Source organism: Micromonospora sp. NBRC 110009 (assembly GCF_030518795.1).
GTDB lineage: Bacteria > Actinomycetota > Actinomycetes > Mycobacteriales > Micromonosporaceae > Micromonospora.
In genome coordinates this window covers 5,025,510-5,040,755 of record NZ_CP130427.1, presented here as the reverse complement: position 1 = coordinate 5,040,755, position 15,246 = coordinate 5,025,510, and the positions used below count along the sequence as shown (strand labels likewise).

General features: G+C 75.0%; 16 protein-coding genes. 10 read left to right on the top strand and 6 right to left on the bottom strand.

All coding sequences use genetic code 11. The features are described 5' to 3' along the window. Positions 1-45: 45 nt before the first annotated feature. Entirely contained in the window at positions 46-1,374 is a 1,329-nt protein-coding gene (locus Q2K19_RS23945; protein ID WP_302763903.1) for a M20/M25/M40 family metallo-hydrolase, read from the bottom strand. Positions 1,375-1,566: 192 nt separating this feature from the next. Between Q2K19_RS23945 and Q2K19_RS23940 the strand changes: the two genes are divergently transcribed. From Q2K19_RS23940 to Q2K19_RS23930, 3 genes are all read left to right on the top strand, one after another. Next, entirely contained in the window at positions 1,567-2,184 is a 618-nt protein-coding gene (locus tag Q2K19_RS23940) for a hemerythrin domain-containing protein (protein ID WP_302763900.1), read from the top strand. Between the two features lie 83 nt (positions 2,185-2,267). Next, on the top strand, positions 2,268-3,254 hold the full coding sequence (locus Q2K19_RS23935) for a LysR family transcriptional regulator (protein WP_302763899.1): 987 nt from the start codon (positions 2,268-2,270) through the stop codon (positions 3,252-3,254). A 19-nt stretch (positions 3,255-3,273) separates the two neighbouring features. Beyond that, a complete protein-coding gene (locus Q2K19_RS23930; protein WP_302763896.1) occupies positions 3,274-3,510 on the top strand; it encodes a hypothetical protein in 237 nt (78 codons plus the stop codon). 56 nt (positions 3,511-3,566) lie between these two features. Here Q2K19_RS23930 and Q2K19_RS23925 read toward each other — a convergent pair whose 3' ends face one another. From Q2K19_RS23925 to Q2K19_RS23915, 3 genes are all read right to left on the bottom strand, one after another. Further along, complete coding sequence (locus tag Q2K19_RS23925) at positions 3,567-3,917, bottom strand: DUF3140 domain-containing protein (protein WP_302763895.1); 351 nt, start codon at positions 3,915-3,917, stop codon at positions 3,567-3,569. Next, entirely contained in the window at positions 3,917-4,090 is a 174-nt protein-coding gene (locus Q2K19_RS23920; RefSeq protein WP_302763893.1) for a hypothetical protein, read from the bottom strand. Before Q2K19_RS23920 ends, Q2K19_RS23925 begins: the two co-directional genes overlap by 1 nt. A 62-nt stretch (positions 4,091-4,152) precedes the next feature. After that, complete coding sequence (locus Q2K19_RS23915) at positions 4,153-6,705, bottom strand: ATP-dependent Clp protease ATP-binding subunit (protein ID WP_302763890.1); 2,553 nt, start codon at positions 6,703-6,705, stop codon at positions 4,153-4,155. A gap of 113 nt (positions 6,706-6,818) precedes the next feature. Between Q2K19_RS23915 and Q2K19_RS23910 the strand changes: the two genes are divergently transcribed. The 6 genes from Q2K19_RS23910 to Q2K19_RS23885 all read left to right on the top strand — a co-directional run bounded on the left by Q2K19_RS23910 (position 6,819) and on the right by Q2K19_RS23885 (position 12,585). Beyond that, a complete protein-coding gene (locus Q2K19_RS23910; RefSeq protein WP_302763889.1) occupies positions 6,819-7,196 on the top strand; it encodes a hypothetical protein in 378 nt (125 codons plus the stop codon). 189 nt (positions 7,197-7,385) lie between these two features. Then, entirely contained in the window at positions 7,386-7,646 is a 261-nt protein-coding gene (locus Q2K19_RS23905) for a hypothetical protein (RefSeq protein WP_030504016.1), read from the top strand. Between the two features lie 10 nt (positions 7,647-7,656). Then, positions 7,657-8,532, top strand: coding sequence for a hypothetical protein (locus tag Q2K19_RS23900; RefSeq protein WP_302763871.1), 876 nt, complete (start codon positions 7,657-7,659; stop codon positions 8,530-8,532). Continuing rightward, complete coding sequence (locus Q2K19_RS23895) at positions 8,525-11,197, top strand: FtsK/SpoIIIE domain-containing protein (RefSeq protein WP_302763869.1); 2,673 nt, start codon at positions 8,525-8,527, stop codon at positions 11,195-11,197. The genes Q2K19_RS23900 and Q2K19_RS23895 overlap by 8 nt, the downstream gene beginning before the upstream one ends. Continuing rightward, positions 11,194-11,862 (top strand): hypothetical protein, encoded by a 669-nt coding sequence (locus Q2K19_RS23890; protein ID WP_302763868.1) that lies wholly within the window; start codon positions 11,194-11,196, stop codon positions 11,860-11,862. The genes Q2K19_RS23895 and Q2K19_RS23890 overlap by 4 nt, the downstream gene beginning before the upstream one ends. Before the next feature lie 42 nt (positions 11,863-11,904). Next, entirely contained in the window at positions 11,905-12,585 is a 681-nt protein-coding gene (locus Q2K19_RS23885) for an SGNH/GDSL hydrolase family protein (protein ID WP_302763867.1), read from the top strand. Positions 12,586-12,635: 50 nt separating this feature from the next. On the opposite strand, the gene Q2K19_RS23880 is transcribed toward Q2K19_RS23885, so the two are convergent. Together Q2K19_RS23880 and Q2K19_RS23875 are read right to left on the bottom strand one after the other, a co-directional pair. Further along, positions 12,636-13,601 carry a phosphotransferase family protein gene (locus Q2K19_RS23880; protein WP_302763866.1) on the bottom strand — a complete coding sequence of 322 codons (966 nt, stop codon included), beginning with the start codon at positions 13,599-13,601 and terminating at the stop codon, positions 12,636-12,638. Between the two features lie 55 nt (positions 13,602-13,656). Beyond that, a complete protein-coding gene (locus Q2K19_RS23875) occupies positions 13,657-14,331 on the bottom strand; it encodes a TetR/AcrR family transcriptional regulator (protein ID WP_302763864.1) in 675 nt (224 codons plus the stop codon). 60 nt (positions 14,332-14,391) lie between these two features. Here Q2K19_RS23875 and Q2K19_RS23870 point away from each other — a divergent pair, with 60 nt between their 5' ends. Beyond that, the gene (locus Q2K19_RS23870) at positions 14,392-15,231 is read left to right on the top strand and encodes an alpha/beta fold hydrolase (protein ID WP_302763863.1); all 840 of its coding nucleotides are present in this window, start codon (positions 14,392-14,394) and stop codon (positions 15,229-15,231) included. Positions 15,232-15,246 lie beyond the last annotated feature (15 nt).

Genomic DNA, 15,246 nt, shown 5'->3' with positions numbered 1-15,246 from the left:
TCGCAGATGGGGGGTTCCGCGCCGACGGTGACGCGACGGGCGCGATCAGCAGTTGCGGAGAAACCGGTCGAGAACCCGCACGCCGAACTGTAGTCCGTCCACCGGGACCCGCTCGTCGATGCCATGGAACAGGCCGGAGAAATTGAGGTCGGCGGGCAACCGCAGCGGCGCGAAGCCGAAGCAGCGGATGCCGAGCCGCGAGAAGGCCTTGGCGTCGGTGCCGCCGGAGAGCATGTACGGCACCGGCCGGGCGCCCGGGTCCTCGGCGCGCAGCGCGGCGGACATGGCCTCGACCAGGTCGCCGTCGAAGGTGGTCTCCAGGGCCGGCTGGCGCTGGATGTACTCGATGTCGATGTCCGGGCCGACCAGCTCGCGCAGCTGCTCCTCCAGCAGCTCCGACTGGCCCGGCAGGCTGCGGCAGTCGATGGTGGCGGTGGCCCGGCCCGGGATGACGTTGTCCTTGTAGCCGGCGGCGAGCCGGGTCGGGTTGGCGGTGCTGCGGATCGTCGCCCCGACGATGTTGGCGATCGGGCCGAGCTTGGCGATCGCGGTCTCCGGGTCCTCCGGGTCGATCTCGATGCCGAGGATGTCGGAGACCTCCGCCAGGAAGGCCCGCACGGTGTCGGTGACGGTGATCGGGAAGCGGTGCCGGCCGATCCGGGCGACCGCCTCGGCCAGCGCGGTGACCGCGTTGTCGTCGTGGATGAAGGAGCCGTGCCCCGGGCGGCCCTTGGCGTGCAGGCGCAGCCAGTCGATGCCCTTCTCGGCGGTCTCGATGAGGTAGAGGCGCCGCTGGTCGTCGATGGCGTAGGAGAAGCCGCCGACCTCGCCGATCGCCTCGGTGCAGCCGTCGAAGACGTCGCGGTGCCGCTGGGCGATGAAGTGCGCGCCGTAGTCGCTGCCAGCCTCCTCGTCGGCGGTGAAGGCGAGCACGATGTCCCGGGCCGGGCGCACCCCGGACCGTTGCCAGCCGCGCACCACGGCCAGCACCATGGCGTCGAAGTCCTTCATGTCGATCGCGCCGCGGCCCCACAGGTAGCCGTCGCGGAGCTCGCCGGAGAACGGGTGCACCGACCACTCGTCGGGGTCCGCGGGGACCACGTCGAGGTGGCCGTGCACCAGCAGGGCGTCGCGGCCCGGGTCGGTGCCGGGGATCCGGGCGACCAGGTTGGCCCGGCCGGGTGCGGACTCGTGGATCTCCGCGTCGACGCCGACCTCGGCGAGCTTCTCCGCGACGTACTCCGCCGCGCGGCGTTCCCCGACGCTGGTGTCGTTGTCCCCGGTGTTGGTGGTGTCGATGCGCAGCAGGTCGCGGCAGAGATCCACGACCTCGGCGGTGGGGTCCGGTCGGGCGGAGGCGGCGTCGCTCGTCATCGCATCTTCATACCAGCCGGCCCCGACGTGGGCGCACCCCCGCCCGCGTGCGGTTTCGCGGATCGCGCCGACGGGTACCGCCGGACCGCCACACCCGTCGATCGGTTGTCCGGGGTCGCGGGGGGGGGGCGGGGGGGGGCCCCCCCCCCCCCCGAGCCCGGATGGCCGTAGCCACCAGTCGAGGAGGGCACCATGACCGTCCCCCTGCCGCCGCTGCCGCCCGCCGCCGACGATGCGTACCGGCCGGGCGGCCGGAGCCTGGCCGACCTCGTGGACCGGGAGCACCGGGCGCTGCTCGGCCTCGTCGAGCAGGTCACCGACCCGCGGCTGACCGCGCCGCGGCGGCGGGAGGTGCTCGACGTGCTCACCGCCGCGCTGTCCCGGCACGTCTCCGCCGAGGAGCAGTACCTCTTCCCCGCCGCCCGGGCGGCGGTGCCGGAGGGCGCCGAGCTGGTGGACCGGGAGATCGAGGCGGACGCGGCGCTGCTGACCGCCCTGAAGGGACTGTCCGGGCCGGACGACCCCGGGCTGACCGAGGTGGCCGAGCGGGTCCGCCGGCACGTGAGCCGGGTCGCCGCCCTGGTCACCCCGCTGCGGGAGGTGGCCAGCGACGCCGAGCTGATCCGGCTGGGCAACCGGTGGGAGATCGCCGAGGAGGCGGCGCCGACCCGGCCGCACCCGGGCACCCCGGCGACCCCGCCCTGGAACAAGATCGTCGAGCCCGCGGTGGGCGTGCTGGACAAGGTGCGCGACGTGGTGACCGGCCGGCGCACTCGCCTGTCGGACCTGGAACGGCCCCGGGAGCAGTGACCGCCGGCGGCATCCACTGATCGGCACCGGCCGATGGCGGATCAACCCTTCCGCATACCCGTTCGTGGTCCTACCGTCACCCTATGAATCTGGAGCTGCGACACCTGCGGGTGGTCTGCGCGATCGCCGAGACGGGGAGCGTCACCAAGGCCGCCTCGACGCTCGGCCTGGCCCAGCCGGCGCTGACCGCCCAGCTCCAGCGCATCGAACGCGCGCTCGGCGGCCCGCTCTTCGAGCGGGATCGCCGCGGCGCCCGGCCCACCGCGCTGGGCGAGCTGGTGCTGGACCGGGCCCGGGTGCTGCTGCCGGCGATGAAGGGCCTTCAGGACGAGGCGGCAAGGCTGGCCGGGGCGGGTGACCCGCTCAACCGCTACCGGTTCGGCGGGGTGAACAGCCCGATCCTGGGCCGGCTGGTGCACCGGCTCGCCGCCGAGCGGCCCGAGGTGCAGATCAGCACGTACGCGTCCTGGTCGGGGGACGAGCTGGCCCAGCTGGTGGCCGGGGGCCGGCTGGACTTCGCGCTCACCGGGGCCTGCGGGGACGCCGCCCCGTCGGCCGAGTTCGGGCTGAGCTGGCGGGAGGTCGCCGTCGACCCGGTCTTCGTGCTGCTGAAGCAGACCCACCCGATGGCCGACCGGGACGAGATCCGCCTGGTGGACCTGCGGCGCGAGCAGTGGGTGGCGGCACCGGGCGACGGCTGCTTCGGCGACTGCTTCGCCGCCGCCTGCGCCCGGGCCGGTTTCACCCCCCGCAAGCTCTACGAGACGGACGTGCGCGGCTGCCTCGATCTGGTCGACGCCGGCGAGGCGGTGGCGCTCTGCCAGGCCACCTTCCGGCCGGTGGCCGGTCTGGTCACCCGCCGGCTGGCCGGGGCGCCGCTGCGCTGGCGGCTGCTGCTCGGCTGGCACCCGGACGCGCCGGCCGCCCGGGTGGCCGAGACGGTGCTGGAGACGGCGGTGGCCGCGTACACCGACGCGCTGGCCAACCACCCGGACTACCTGGCCTGGCTGCTCCGCCACCCGGACTTCGGCGCGCAGCCGGTGACGGCCGGCGGGGTGCGAACGGCCTGAACGCGGGTATCACGGCGACATGACTGATCTGTACCCCGCCGCCGACCAACGGGAGCTGCTGCGTCAGGCGGCCGCCGCGCACACCGCCGCCTCCGCCGACGTCGAGACCTTCCTGCGCCGGCTGCCGGAGGTGCCCGAACCGGGGGACATCACCGAGTACGCCAACCTGCTCAGCCGGGAGGAACGCGCCCTCGCGGACCGGCAGGCGGCGGCCGACGCCGCCGGCCTGCAACTGCCCAGCATGGAATCGGAGTAGGCCGCCCCGCGCCGACGCCGTGCCCCGCGAGGGGGCACGGCGTCGGGCTGGCCGGGTCAGCGTTCGACGAGGACGTCGTGGCCCAGGTCGAGCAGCGAGTGCCGCCACTCGTTGTCGGTGTTGCCCTGGCTCGGCCGCTCGTCGATGAGGGACTCGATGCGGTCGATCGCCTCCTGCATCACCTCGATGTCCTGCCGGGTCAGGTCCACCTTGCGCTTGCTGAGCACCCGCAGGATGTGCCGGCCCGGCTCGGGCAGGCCCATGTCCGGGTCGGGGCCGAACGTCTCCTCCCCCGAGCCGCGGGTCAGCAACCACTGGCGCAGCTGCTCGGAGGGGACGTTCACCAGGGCGTGGAAGTCGTCCCAGATCACGTCGACCTCAGGATCCACGCGCCCTCCGCGTACCATCACGCCTCCTCTCCCGGCGACGGCCCGGACGGCGTCCGGTCGCCCTCGTCCTTGTCGGTCTGCTGCTGCAGGCCCTCCGGCGGCACCTTGACCCGGGACGGGTTGGCCGTCGGAGGCGCCACGATCGGTTCGCTGCGCTCGCTGTCCTCCCGGGTCTCCTCGGGTTCGGTCATCTCCGCCCTCCGATCCTTCCGGGATGGGACGTCGGCACCCGTCGGAGACGGCACGTCCCCGCTCACCGCGGGTGGGACGTCGATGCTGCCGTGTAGCCGCGCTCGCCGGCGGTCACGTCGACGGCGAGCTGACCGTCCCGCGCGTCGACGACGACCTTCTGGCCCGGCGAGATCTCGTTCTCCAGCAGCATCCGGGACAGCCGGTTGTCGACCTCCCGCTGGATGACCCGGCGCAGCGGCCGGGCGCCGAACTCGGGCTGGTAGCCGTGCTCGGCCAGCCAGTCGATGCCGGCGGTGGTGAACTCGACCTGGATGTCCTGCGCGTGCAGGCGGCGGCGGGTCTCCTCCAGCAGCAGCTCGGTGATCTGCCGCAGCTGCTCGGCCTCGAGGCGCTGGAAGATGATGATCTCGTCGATCCGGTTGAGGAACTCGGGCCGGAAGTTCTCCTGGAGCCGGCGCATCAGCCGCTCCCGCAGCTCGTTGGACTCCTGCTGGCCGCCGGTTTCGCCGGCGGCGAAGCCGACGGTGCGCTGAGTGCCGGTGATCAGCTCCGAGCCCAGGTTGCTCGTCATGATCAGTACGGTGTTCTTGAAGTTCACCGTCCGGCCCTGGCTGTCGGTGAGCCGGCCGTCGTCGAGCACCTGAAGGAGGATGTTGAACACATCCGGGTGCGCCTTCTCGATCTCGTCGAGCAGCACCACCGCGTACGGGCGGCGGCGGACCGCCTCGGTGAGCTGGCCGGCCTCCTCGTAGCCGACGTATCCGGGCGGGGCGCCGACCAGCCGGCTGACCGTGTGCCGCTCCTGGAACTCGCTCATGTCCACCCGGACCATCCGGTCCGCCTCGCCGAACAGCGCCTCGGCGAGGGCCCGGGCCAGCTCGGTCTTGCCGACGCCGGTGGGCCCGAGGAACATGAAGCTGCCCATCGGCCGGTTCGGGTCGGCCAGCCCGGTACGGGAGCGGCGCACCGCCTCGGCGACCGCGCTGACCGCGTCGTCCTGGCCGACCACCTTCTCGTGCAGGTACCCCTCCAGGCGCAGCAGCCGGTCGCGTTCCTCCTCCGTGAGCTGGTTGACCGGGATGCCGGTGGACCGGGAGACCACCTCGGCGATCTCCTTCGGTCCCACCTCCGGCACCTGGTTGGGGCCCCCTTCGCCGCGGGCGCGGCGGATCTGGTCCTCCAGGTCGGACACCCGGTCGCGCAGCGAGGACGCCTTCTCGTACTGTTCGTCGGCCACCGCCTGGTCCTTGTCCCGGCGTACCTCGTCGAGCTGGCGCTCCAGCTCGCGGACATCCTCTGCCGGGGTGCGGGTGCGCAACCGGACCCGGGCACCGGCCTGGTCGATCAGGTCGATCGCCTTGTCCGGCAGGTACCGGTCGGTGATGTACCGGTCGGAGAGCTCGGCGGCGGCCACCAGCGCCTCGTCGGTGAAGCGGACCTGGTGGTGGGCCTCGTAGCGGTCGCGCAGGCCACGCAGGATGCTGACGGTGTCCTCCACGGACGGCTCGGGGACCAGCACCGGCTGGAACCGGCGGGCCAGCGCGGCGTCCTTCTCGATGCTGCGCCGGTACTCGTCCAGCGTGGTCGCGCCGATCACCCGCAGCTCGCCGCGGGCCAGCGCGGGCTTGAGCATGTTCGACGCGTCCATCCCGCCCTCGCTGCCGGCGCCGCCCGCGCCGACCAGGGTGTGGATCTCGTCCAGGAAGATGATCAGCTCCTCGCGGTGGGCGCGGATCTCGTCGATCACCTTCTTGAGGCGTTCCTCGAAGTCGCCCCGGTAGCGGGTGCCCGCCACCAGGCCGGCCAGGTCGAGCTGGATGACCCGCTTGCCGATCAGGGTCTGCGGCACGTCGCCGTCGCAGATCCGCTCGGCCAGCCCCTCCACGATGGCGGTCTTGCCGACACCGGCCTCACCGATCAGCACCGGGTTGTTCTTGGTCCGCCGGGAGAGGATCTCCACGGCCTGCTCGATCTCGTCGGCCCGGCCGATCACCGGGTCGATCTGGTCCATCCGGGCCAGGTCGGTGAGGTCCTGGCCGTACTGGTCCAGGGTGGGGGTGCCGCGGTCCGGCCGCGGTCCGCCCGTCTGGCCGCGCTCGGCGCTGGCCGCCTGCAACGACTCCGGCTGGATCCGGCCGGCGGCCAGCATCCGGCCGGCCGGCGACTCCGGGTTGAGCGGCAGGGCCATCAGGATGTGCTCGGGACCGATGTAGTTGGCCCCCATCGCCCGGGACAGCTGGTGCGCGTCGAGCAGCGCCCGCTTGGCCGCCGGGGTGAGCGACAGGTTCGGCGGCACCTCGCCGCGCGGCGCCCCGTCCCCGCGCCCGCCGAGGGCGTTGACCAGCGCGTCCGGGTCGGCGCCGGCGCGGCGTACCAGGTCGCGCAGCGGCTCGCGCTGCAACGCCGCCCAGAGCAGGTGATCGGTGTCCAGGTCGTTGCTGTGCTTCTGGGCGGCCCGGCGGGCCGCGTCGGCGAGCATCTCCCGCGCGTCGGCGGTCATCAGACGGGTGATGTCGACCCGGTGCGCCGGCCGGCGTCCCCCCTCGCCCCGGCCGAAGTACCGGGCCAGGAACTCGTCCCACGGGTCGTTGCCGAATTCACCGGGTCCCATCATCTCTGTCCTCCGCAGTCGGTCGGCACGGCCGGGGCGCGACATGGCGCGGCACGGTCGGCGGTGGCTACCCGGCGCTCGGCGCGACAAACGCGGCCGGGTGGCACGCTGGGGGCATGGAGACCAGGCCGCTGCTGATCGTCGACGGCGCGAACGTGGTGGGCTCGCGGCCCGACGGCTGGTGGCGGGACCGGGCCGGGGCGGCCGCGCGGCTGCGCGACGCGCTGGTGCCGCTGGCCGAAGCGGGCGTACCCCCGGAGCTGCCGCCGCCGGTGGAGGTGGTGCTGGTGCTGGAGGGCGCCGCGCGGGACGTGCCGGCGGTGCCCGGGGTCGCCGTGGTGGCTGCGCCGGGGTCCGGCGACGACACCATGGTCGAGCTGGTCGCGGCGGCGCCGGGCCGCCGCCGGGTGGTGGTCACCGCCGACCGGGAGCTGCGGTCCCGGGTGGGTGCGCTGGGCGCCGAGGTGTACGGACCGCGCTGGCTGCTCCGGTGACCACCGCCGCCCGACCGTGGGCGGGACCGGTTGTCTCCCCGGCGGGACCGGGCGGTCGGCCGTCGCGGCTCTTCGCGCACTTCAGCGGCACAATCGGACAACGGGGCAGGAACACCGCGAGGGCGGATGTTCGCCCACCCGTGGGGATGGGTTGTAATGGAGATCTCCCTTGCCCCCAGGAGGTCCCCCGTGGCGAGCGTCGCCGAGCTGAAGGCAGCCATCGATGTCGCCCTCCAACAGATAGGTGACGGGCAGACAGCCGTGCAGGCGGCCGGCGAGAAGCTGGCCGAGGCGCAGCAGACGCTGGCCGGGGCGCTGGAGGGCAGCGGGCACGAGACCGTGGAGGCGGCCCAGGCGTCGCTGACGCAGGCCAGCCAGGAGCTGGAGGAATGCCTCGCCGCCACCCTGGTCGCGGTCGAGCAGGCGCAGCTCTACGTCGCCACCCTCTGAGGGCCGGTCCGTGTCCATCGTCGAGGACATCGGCGCGCAGGTCCGCGCCGCCGCCGAGGAGCTACCGCTCGCCCCGCTCGCCCTGGCCCTCGAGAAGTTCGGCCAGGCCACCGAGCGGCTGCGCTGGGTACGCCAGGAGTCGGCCAACCCGATGGGGGTGCCGGAGCTATCGGCCGCGACCGAGCACGCCGAGACCGCCGGGTACGCGCTGCGGGTGGCCCAGGAACAGCTGTCGGCGTACCTGGCGGCGATCGGGCTGGCCGCCGACGGAGCGCCGGCCCCGACCGGCGAGCGGCGGCCCCGGTACGCCACCCGGGGCGAGACACCACCGCCCGCCCCGGGTGGCGTACCGGAGCCGGGCCAGCAGCCGACGGTGCGCCGCTGGTGGGCGGTGCGGGTGGCGGAGCTGACCGGCGGCCGGGAGGGCGCGCCGGACGAGCCGGACGAGCGGGTCGGCGACTCCCGGGAGCTGCTGCGGCGGGTGGTCACCGGGGTCCGCTCCGGTGACCGGGACCGGCTGCACCGCGAGCTGCGCGGCGCGCACGCCGACGTCGGGCTGGGGCTGGCCGCGATCGCCCCGCCGATGCTCCGCGACCTGGCCGGCGAGCTGCTCGGGCACCCGCCGCGCGCCGACGACCTGGGCCGGCTGCGCCGGGAACTGGACGGGCGGGTGCGGGACCTGCTGCCCGGACTGCCGCCCCCGGTGCTGGACACCCTGCTGAGCCGGGTCTGCCGGATGCCCCCGCCCCACCGCCCCGGCGACGAGGGGCAGCCGCACGCGGCGGATCCGGCGGTGACCGCCGGGGTCGTCACCGGGGTCCTGCTGGACCGGCTGGGGCGGGACCTGCCCAGGGCCGCCGACGAGCGGGAGCGGACCCGTGGCTGACGTCCGCGCCCAACTGGTGACGCGGGTCCGGGGGATGCTCTCCGAGGCCCTCGGCGCGACCCGGAACGGGCTCGCCGCCGCCGACGCGGAACTGGCCGCCGGCCGGGACCGGCTGGCCCGGGTGCGGCGGGCCGCCGCGGCCGTACCGGAGCGGGTGGGCGCCGCCCGCGACCGCCGGCTGGCCGAGATCGACGCCCGGCACGCCCGGCGGATCGCGGAGCTCACCCGCCGGGCCGCCGCGGCGGCCGAGCGGGAGGCGCCGGGCGCGGCGTCCGCGCGCTGGGACCACTGGCGCCCCACCCCGGCCGGCCGGACCGAGACCCCCGGCGCGGTCCGGGTCGGCACGGTACGGATCCCCGGCGGCGAGGCCGTGCCGGCGCTGGTTCCGCTGCTCGACGGCGGGCACGTGCACCTCGCGGGCAGCGACGGGGAGGGCATCGCCGCGCTGCTGCCCGCGCTGCTGCTGCGCTCGGTGGGCCGCGCCGACCCGGGCGGCGTACGGCTGTTCGGGTACGACCCCGAGCACCTCGGCGGCGGGCTGGCCGGGTTCGCCCCGCTCGGCACCGGCGGGCTGCTCACGTTCGTCGGCCCCGGCGGGCTGGGCAAGCTGCTGGACGACCTGGTGGAACAGATCCGCCGGATCAACGAGACCGTGCTCGCCGGCGAGTACCCGTCGCTGCGCGCCCTCGCCGCGGCGACCGGCCGCCGGCCCGAGCCGTGGCGGGTGGCGGTGCTGCTCGGCGGGGACGAGCTGTCCCGGCACGAGCGCGGCCAGCTGGACCGGGTGGTCCGCACCGGGGCGGCCTGCGGGGTGCACCTGGTGGTCCGCGGCATCGACCTGCCGGATGCTCCGACGGTCACCCGGGTGGCGGTGGAGCCGGACGACGCCCGGATCGCCGGGCTGCCGGTGGTCCTCGACGAGCCGCCGCCGGCCACCCTGGTCACCGAGACCTGCCGGGAGGTGGCGTCCCGGGTCAACGCCGGCCCGCCGCCGGCGCCCTTCACCGACCTGCTGCCCCCGGCCGAGGGGTACTGGCGGGAGGACTCGGCGCACGGGCTCACCGCGCCGATCGGCGAGGGCCCGCACGGGCGGCCGGTGCTGCTCACCCTCGGCGACTACCCGCCGCACGCGCTGATCGGCGGCCCGTCCGGCACCGGCAAGACCAACCTGATCTTCGCATGGATCGGCGCGCTCGCCTCCCGCTACTCCCCCGCCGAGCTGGAGTTCTACCTGCTGGACTTCAAGGAGGGGGTGTCCTTCGCCCGGTTCGCCAAGGGCCGGCGGGACCCGAGCTGGCTGCCGCACATGCGACTGGTCGGCATCAACGTCAACACCGACCGCGAGTTCGGGCTGGCGCTGCTGCGCTTCCTCGCCGAGGAGCTGCGCCGGCGGGCGGACGCCGCGAAGAAGCACGAGGTCACCAAGCTGGCCGAGCTGCGGGCGGTGGACCCGACCGGGCACTGGCCCCGGATCGTCGCGGTGGTCGACGAGTTCCAGGCGCTGCTCGCCGGCCGGGACGTGGTCGCCCGGGAGGCCGCCGACCTGCTGGAGGACCTGGCCCGGCGGGGCCGGTCGCAGGGCATCCACCTGGTGCTCGCCTCGCAGGACGTCCGCGGCATCGAGGCGCTCTGGGGGAGGCCCGCGCTGGTCGCCCAGTTCACCCTGCGGATCGCGCTGCCCAAGGCGCTGCGCATCCTGGCCGAACGCAACGACGCGGCGCAGTCGCTGCCCCGGCACCACGCCGTGGTCAACGCCGAGTCCGGCCTGGTCGAGGGGAACGAGGTGGCCCGCATCCCGTCGGCCAGCGACTGGGAGACCTGGAGCGAACTGCAGCACCGGCTGTGGCGGATGCGCCCGCAGGACGCCGCCCCGGCCCGGCTCTTCGACGGCGACGCCATCCCGAAGCTGGCCGGCGCACCGGACTTCCGCGCCCTGACCGCCCCCGAGCAGGGCGTGCCGCGCAACCCGGTGGCGCTGCTCGGGGAGATCATCGACGTGCAGGCCCGCTCGGCGGCGCTGCGGCTGCCCCGCGCCCCCGGACGGAACCTGGCCGTGCTCGGCACCCGCGTCGACGAGGCGTGCGCGGTGCTCGACGCGGCGGCCCGCACCCTCGCCCGCCAGCACCGCCCCGGCACCGCCCGGTTCTCCATCGCCTGCCTCGACCCGGACGCCGACCCGGCCGCCCGCGCCCTCTACGAGGACCTGGCCGGCGACGCCGCCTGGTACGACGAGGAGACCGTGCCCGAGCTGATGGCCGAGGTGGGCGACACGCTGGGCGCCCCGGGCACCCCGAACAGCCCGCACTACCTGCTGCTGTACGCGGTCGACGCGGCGGCCGGGCAGCTCGCCGGCAAGGCCGGCGGGCGTACCGGCCTGGAGCAGCTGCGCCGGATCCTGCACGACGGGCCGGAACGGCGTACCCACGTGCTGGCCTGGTGGCGCGGGGTGGCACGGATGCGGGCCGACCTGGGCGGTCCGGCCGCCCGCATCGAGAACATCGGCGCGTGGGTGGCCCTCGACGTGCAGGGCGCGGAGCTGGGCTCCTCGCTCTACCCGGGCACCGGCGGCCCGGACTGGTACCCGCGGCCGTGGCGCGGTCTCTACTTCGACCGGGCGGTGCACCGCACCGGACAGGTGATCATCCCCTATGGTCCTCCCCGATGAACGCACCGGTCACCAGTGAGACGTACGCCGCCCAGATCCGTCGGCTCGCCGAGCTGACCGCCCGGGTGGCCGCCCAACGCGCCGAGGCGCACACCTGGTACGCGCAGCAGTGCGCCGCGGCCGACCGGGCGGTGGCCGAGGCCACCGAGCAGGTCCGCCGGGCCGAGGCGGAGGTGGCGCAGGCGCGGGAGCTGGTGGAGCGGGTCGACGGTGAGGCCACCCACCTGTGGGGGCAGCTGCGCGCCCGGGTCGGCGCGGGCGGGCGGCGGCTGGGCGACCCGCCGGGGCCGGCCCGGGACGCCGCCGGGGACCCGGTGCCGCTGCTGCACGGGGTACGCGAGCTGCTGGACCGTACCCGCCAACCGGGCGAGCTGCCCGGCTCGGCCAACCCGCTGCTGGTGGGCTGCGGGATCGGCGGCGCGGTCGTCGCGTACGCCCTGGGGCTGGCCGCGCGGGCGCTGGGGCACGGCTCCGGCGGCGACCTCGCGGTCGGCATGCCGGTGCTGGCACTGGTCGTCACGCTGCTCGGACCGCTGGTCGGGCTGGCTCCGGCCCGATTGATCGCCGACCGCCGGCATGCCGTGCTGACCCCCCGGCCGATGCTCGTGGTGGCCGGCGCCGGCCTGGTGGCGACCCTCCTCCTGCTCGCCCTCGCGCCGCGCTGATCGACGATCGACGGCCACGCGCGGATCGGCTAGCGTGCGGTTGTGGGATCGACGGTGACCGAAGCGACGGACCCGTGGTGCCTGCGCGAGGGAGAGAGCGCGGACCTGCTGCGCGGCCACCCGTGGCGACGGTTCGTGGTGCTGGGCGACAGCGTGGCCGAGGGCATGTGCGAGCCGGTCGAGGGGTACCCGGACCTGCAGTGGGCGGACCGGATCGCCGCCGAGCTGCGGGCCGTCCACCCTGGACTGGCGTACCTGAATCTGGGCCGGCGGGGGCTGCGGGCGCACGAGGTGCGGGCGACGCAGGTCGCTCCCGCACTCGACTTCGGCCCCGACCTGGCGCTGGTGGTCTGCGGCGGCAACGACGCCTTCCGGCCCGGCTACGACCCGGACGCGGTGGACGCCGAGCTCACCGCGATGGTCACCGCCTTGCGGGACGTGGGAGCGGACGTCATCACGGTCGGCATGTTCGACGTGTCGCACAGCCCGGCCGTCCCCCCGGCGCTCCAAGCCGGACTGGGTGAGCGGATGCGCCTGCTGTCCTCGCACACGGCCGCGGTGGCGCGGCGGCTCGGCACCCTGCACGTGCACCTGACCGACCACCCGATGGTCGCCGACCCGTCGCTGTACAGCAGCGACGGCCGGCATGGCAGCGCCCGCAGCGACGCCATCGCCGCGACGGAGACCCTCCGGGTGCTGGGCGCCTACCTCGCACCCCGGTGACGGACGAGTTCGCGTCGGAAATCCGCCCTCCGGCGACACGAACTCCTCGGTCAACGGGACGGAGGGCGGGCCAGGAGGCGGTTCGTCGCGTGGTCGGCAATGGACCGCATGAAGGCGCGGTCAGGAAAGTCGCCGTCGAGCAGGCGGAGTGGCCCTTCCACGAGGGACAGGTCCAGGGCCAGGCGGTAGAGACGCAGGCGGGCCTCGTCCAGGCCCTCGAAGGCCAGGTGATGGTAGGTGTCGCCGAAGCGGAGCTCCAGGAAGGCGTGCTCCCATTCCGGGTCGAAGTACATCGCGCCCTCGACGTCGATCAGCACCGGCCGGTCCTGTTCGTCAACGAGGACGTGGTCCGGACCCAGCTCACCGTGGATCAGGGTGTAGCCGTTCCGGGGCGCCACGGCGGCGTGGGCGGTGTCGAGCAGGGCAGCGATCCGGTCCCAAGCCGCGGCGAGGCCGGGCACCCGGCGCGCGCACTCCGCCAGGTGACGCAGCGCCCGGTCCCGGATCACCGTCTGCGGCGGTGGCGCGTCCGCGGGCGCGAGAGCGAGCGGGCGGCCGTACCGGTCGCCGCAGCGGCCGTGCAGGGCGCGCACCAGCTCGGCCAGCCGGGCGAGCACGGGCGCGGCGCGGCCGGGGTCGCGGGCGTGCAGGGCTTCCAGACTGCCGCCGCGGACGTCCTCCACCACGGCCAGGTCGCCATCGGGATCGAGCAGCAGGATCTCGGGTACGCGCACGCCGGCGTCGGTCAGCTCGGCGTGCGCGGCGACGAAGAGGTCGAGGCCGGTCGCGGCGGCGAACGGGCCGTCCGCGTCCTGGTCCGTGGCGGGCCACCAGTCCTCGGTGTCGTCCCAGCGGTGCAGGACGCAACTCGTGCCGTCGTCGAGGGTGAGCCGGTAGACACCCTTCTTGGTGCCGCCGGCGAGGCGCGTCACGTCCCGCGGGGCGCGGGTCCCGCCGTACACCTGGCGCACCACCGCGTCCAGCACCCCGGTTGGCAACCCCCGCACGCCGTTCACCCGGGCATTCTGTCGAGGTGGCCGGCTGGACGTCGATCGCATTGTCCGACGGTGGTCAGTCGGGCTCGGTGGTGAGGAGGCCGGTCAGCAGGCCGCGCAGCGTCCGCTCGAAGAGGTCCTGGCGGGGCGCGGCGGACGGGGGCTCGGCGAACGCGGCGGCGAGGTGCGGGTACGCCGCGAGGTCGACGTGGTCGAAACTCACCGGGCCGGACGCCGCCGCCGCGCGGGCGAAGAGCGAGACCACGCCGGTGACCATGGCGATCGCCTCGAATTTCGCGGTGACCGGGGCGTGGACCGGCTCGAGGGCGCGCAGGCAGGTGTCGAACCAGGCGAGGGTGTTCGGGCCGGGCGTGCCCGCGTGCGTGATCGCGGCGGCCAGCCACGGGTGCCGCCGGTACAGCTCCAGTTGACGGCGGGCCAGCAGCAGCATGGCGTCCCGCCAGTCACCGGCGCCCTCCGGGTACGGCCGCAGCTCGCCGACGCACCGGTCGACCATGAGGGCCAGCAGGTCGTCGCGGGAGGACAGGTGCCGGTAGAGCGATCCGGCGGCCATGCCGAGCGCCCCGGCCACGGCCCGCATCGACACCGCGCCGAGGCCCCCCTTGTCGGCCAGTTCGATTGCGGCGGCGACCATCGCGTCCCGGCCGTGGGTCGGGATGGGCCCCCGGGTGCCCCGCTCCGGCCGGCTCCAGATGGACCGCCCGCCGGAATCCGTGGATGCGCCGCTCACCACACCACTGTAAACTGCAAACACCGTTCGCGGTTTCGGCGGGGTGAGGAGGAGACGGTGATGGAGCGGATCACGGCACCGGACGGGGCGGCCATCGTCCTGCACTCGACGGGCACCGGCCCGGACGTCGTGGTGGTGCACGGCGGCGGGGTCACCATCGACGAGTACCGCAGGCTGGCGGCGCGGCTCGCCGACCGGTTCACGGTGCACCTCTACAACCGGCGCGGCCGGGCGGACGCTCCGGCGCGCCGGGAGCCGTACACGGTCGAGCAGGAGATCGAGGACCTCGGCGCAGTCCTCGCGCACACCGGCGCCCGCCGGGCCATCGGGCACAGCTACGGCGCGTTCGTGGTGCTGCGGGCGGCGCTGCGGCTGCCGCTGGACCAGGTCGTGGTCTACGACGCGCCGCTCTGCCTCGCGGGACACGGACTGCCGACGGACTATCTCGACCCGGCAGAGGAGGCGATCCGTGCCGGGAACATCCCCCGGGCGATGGCGCTCGTCGGCGCCGGCGTCAACCCGCAGGACGCGGCGTCGCGCCTCCCGCTCGGCGTACAGACGGCGGTCTGCCGGCTGTTCCTCCGCACCCCGATCGGCCGGAAGATGGGTGGGCTGCTTTCCATGACGCTGCGCGAGACCCGGCAGATCCAGGCGCACGAGGGACCGGCCGAGGAGTACGCCGGGATCACCGCCGACGTCCTGCTGGCCTGCGGCGCCCAGGCCGCGCCCTGGTACGCCGAGGTCAACGAGCTGCTGGCCGCGGTCCTGCCGCGGGCGCGCACGCTCCAGGTCCCCCGCTGCGGGCACAACGGGATCGCGGCCGCGCCGCTCAGACTCGTCGACCCGATCGCCGCCTTCCTCGCCACCCCCACACCGTCCGAGCGAGCCACCCCGGCCTGAGCAAGGCGCCACTTC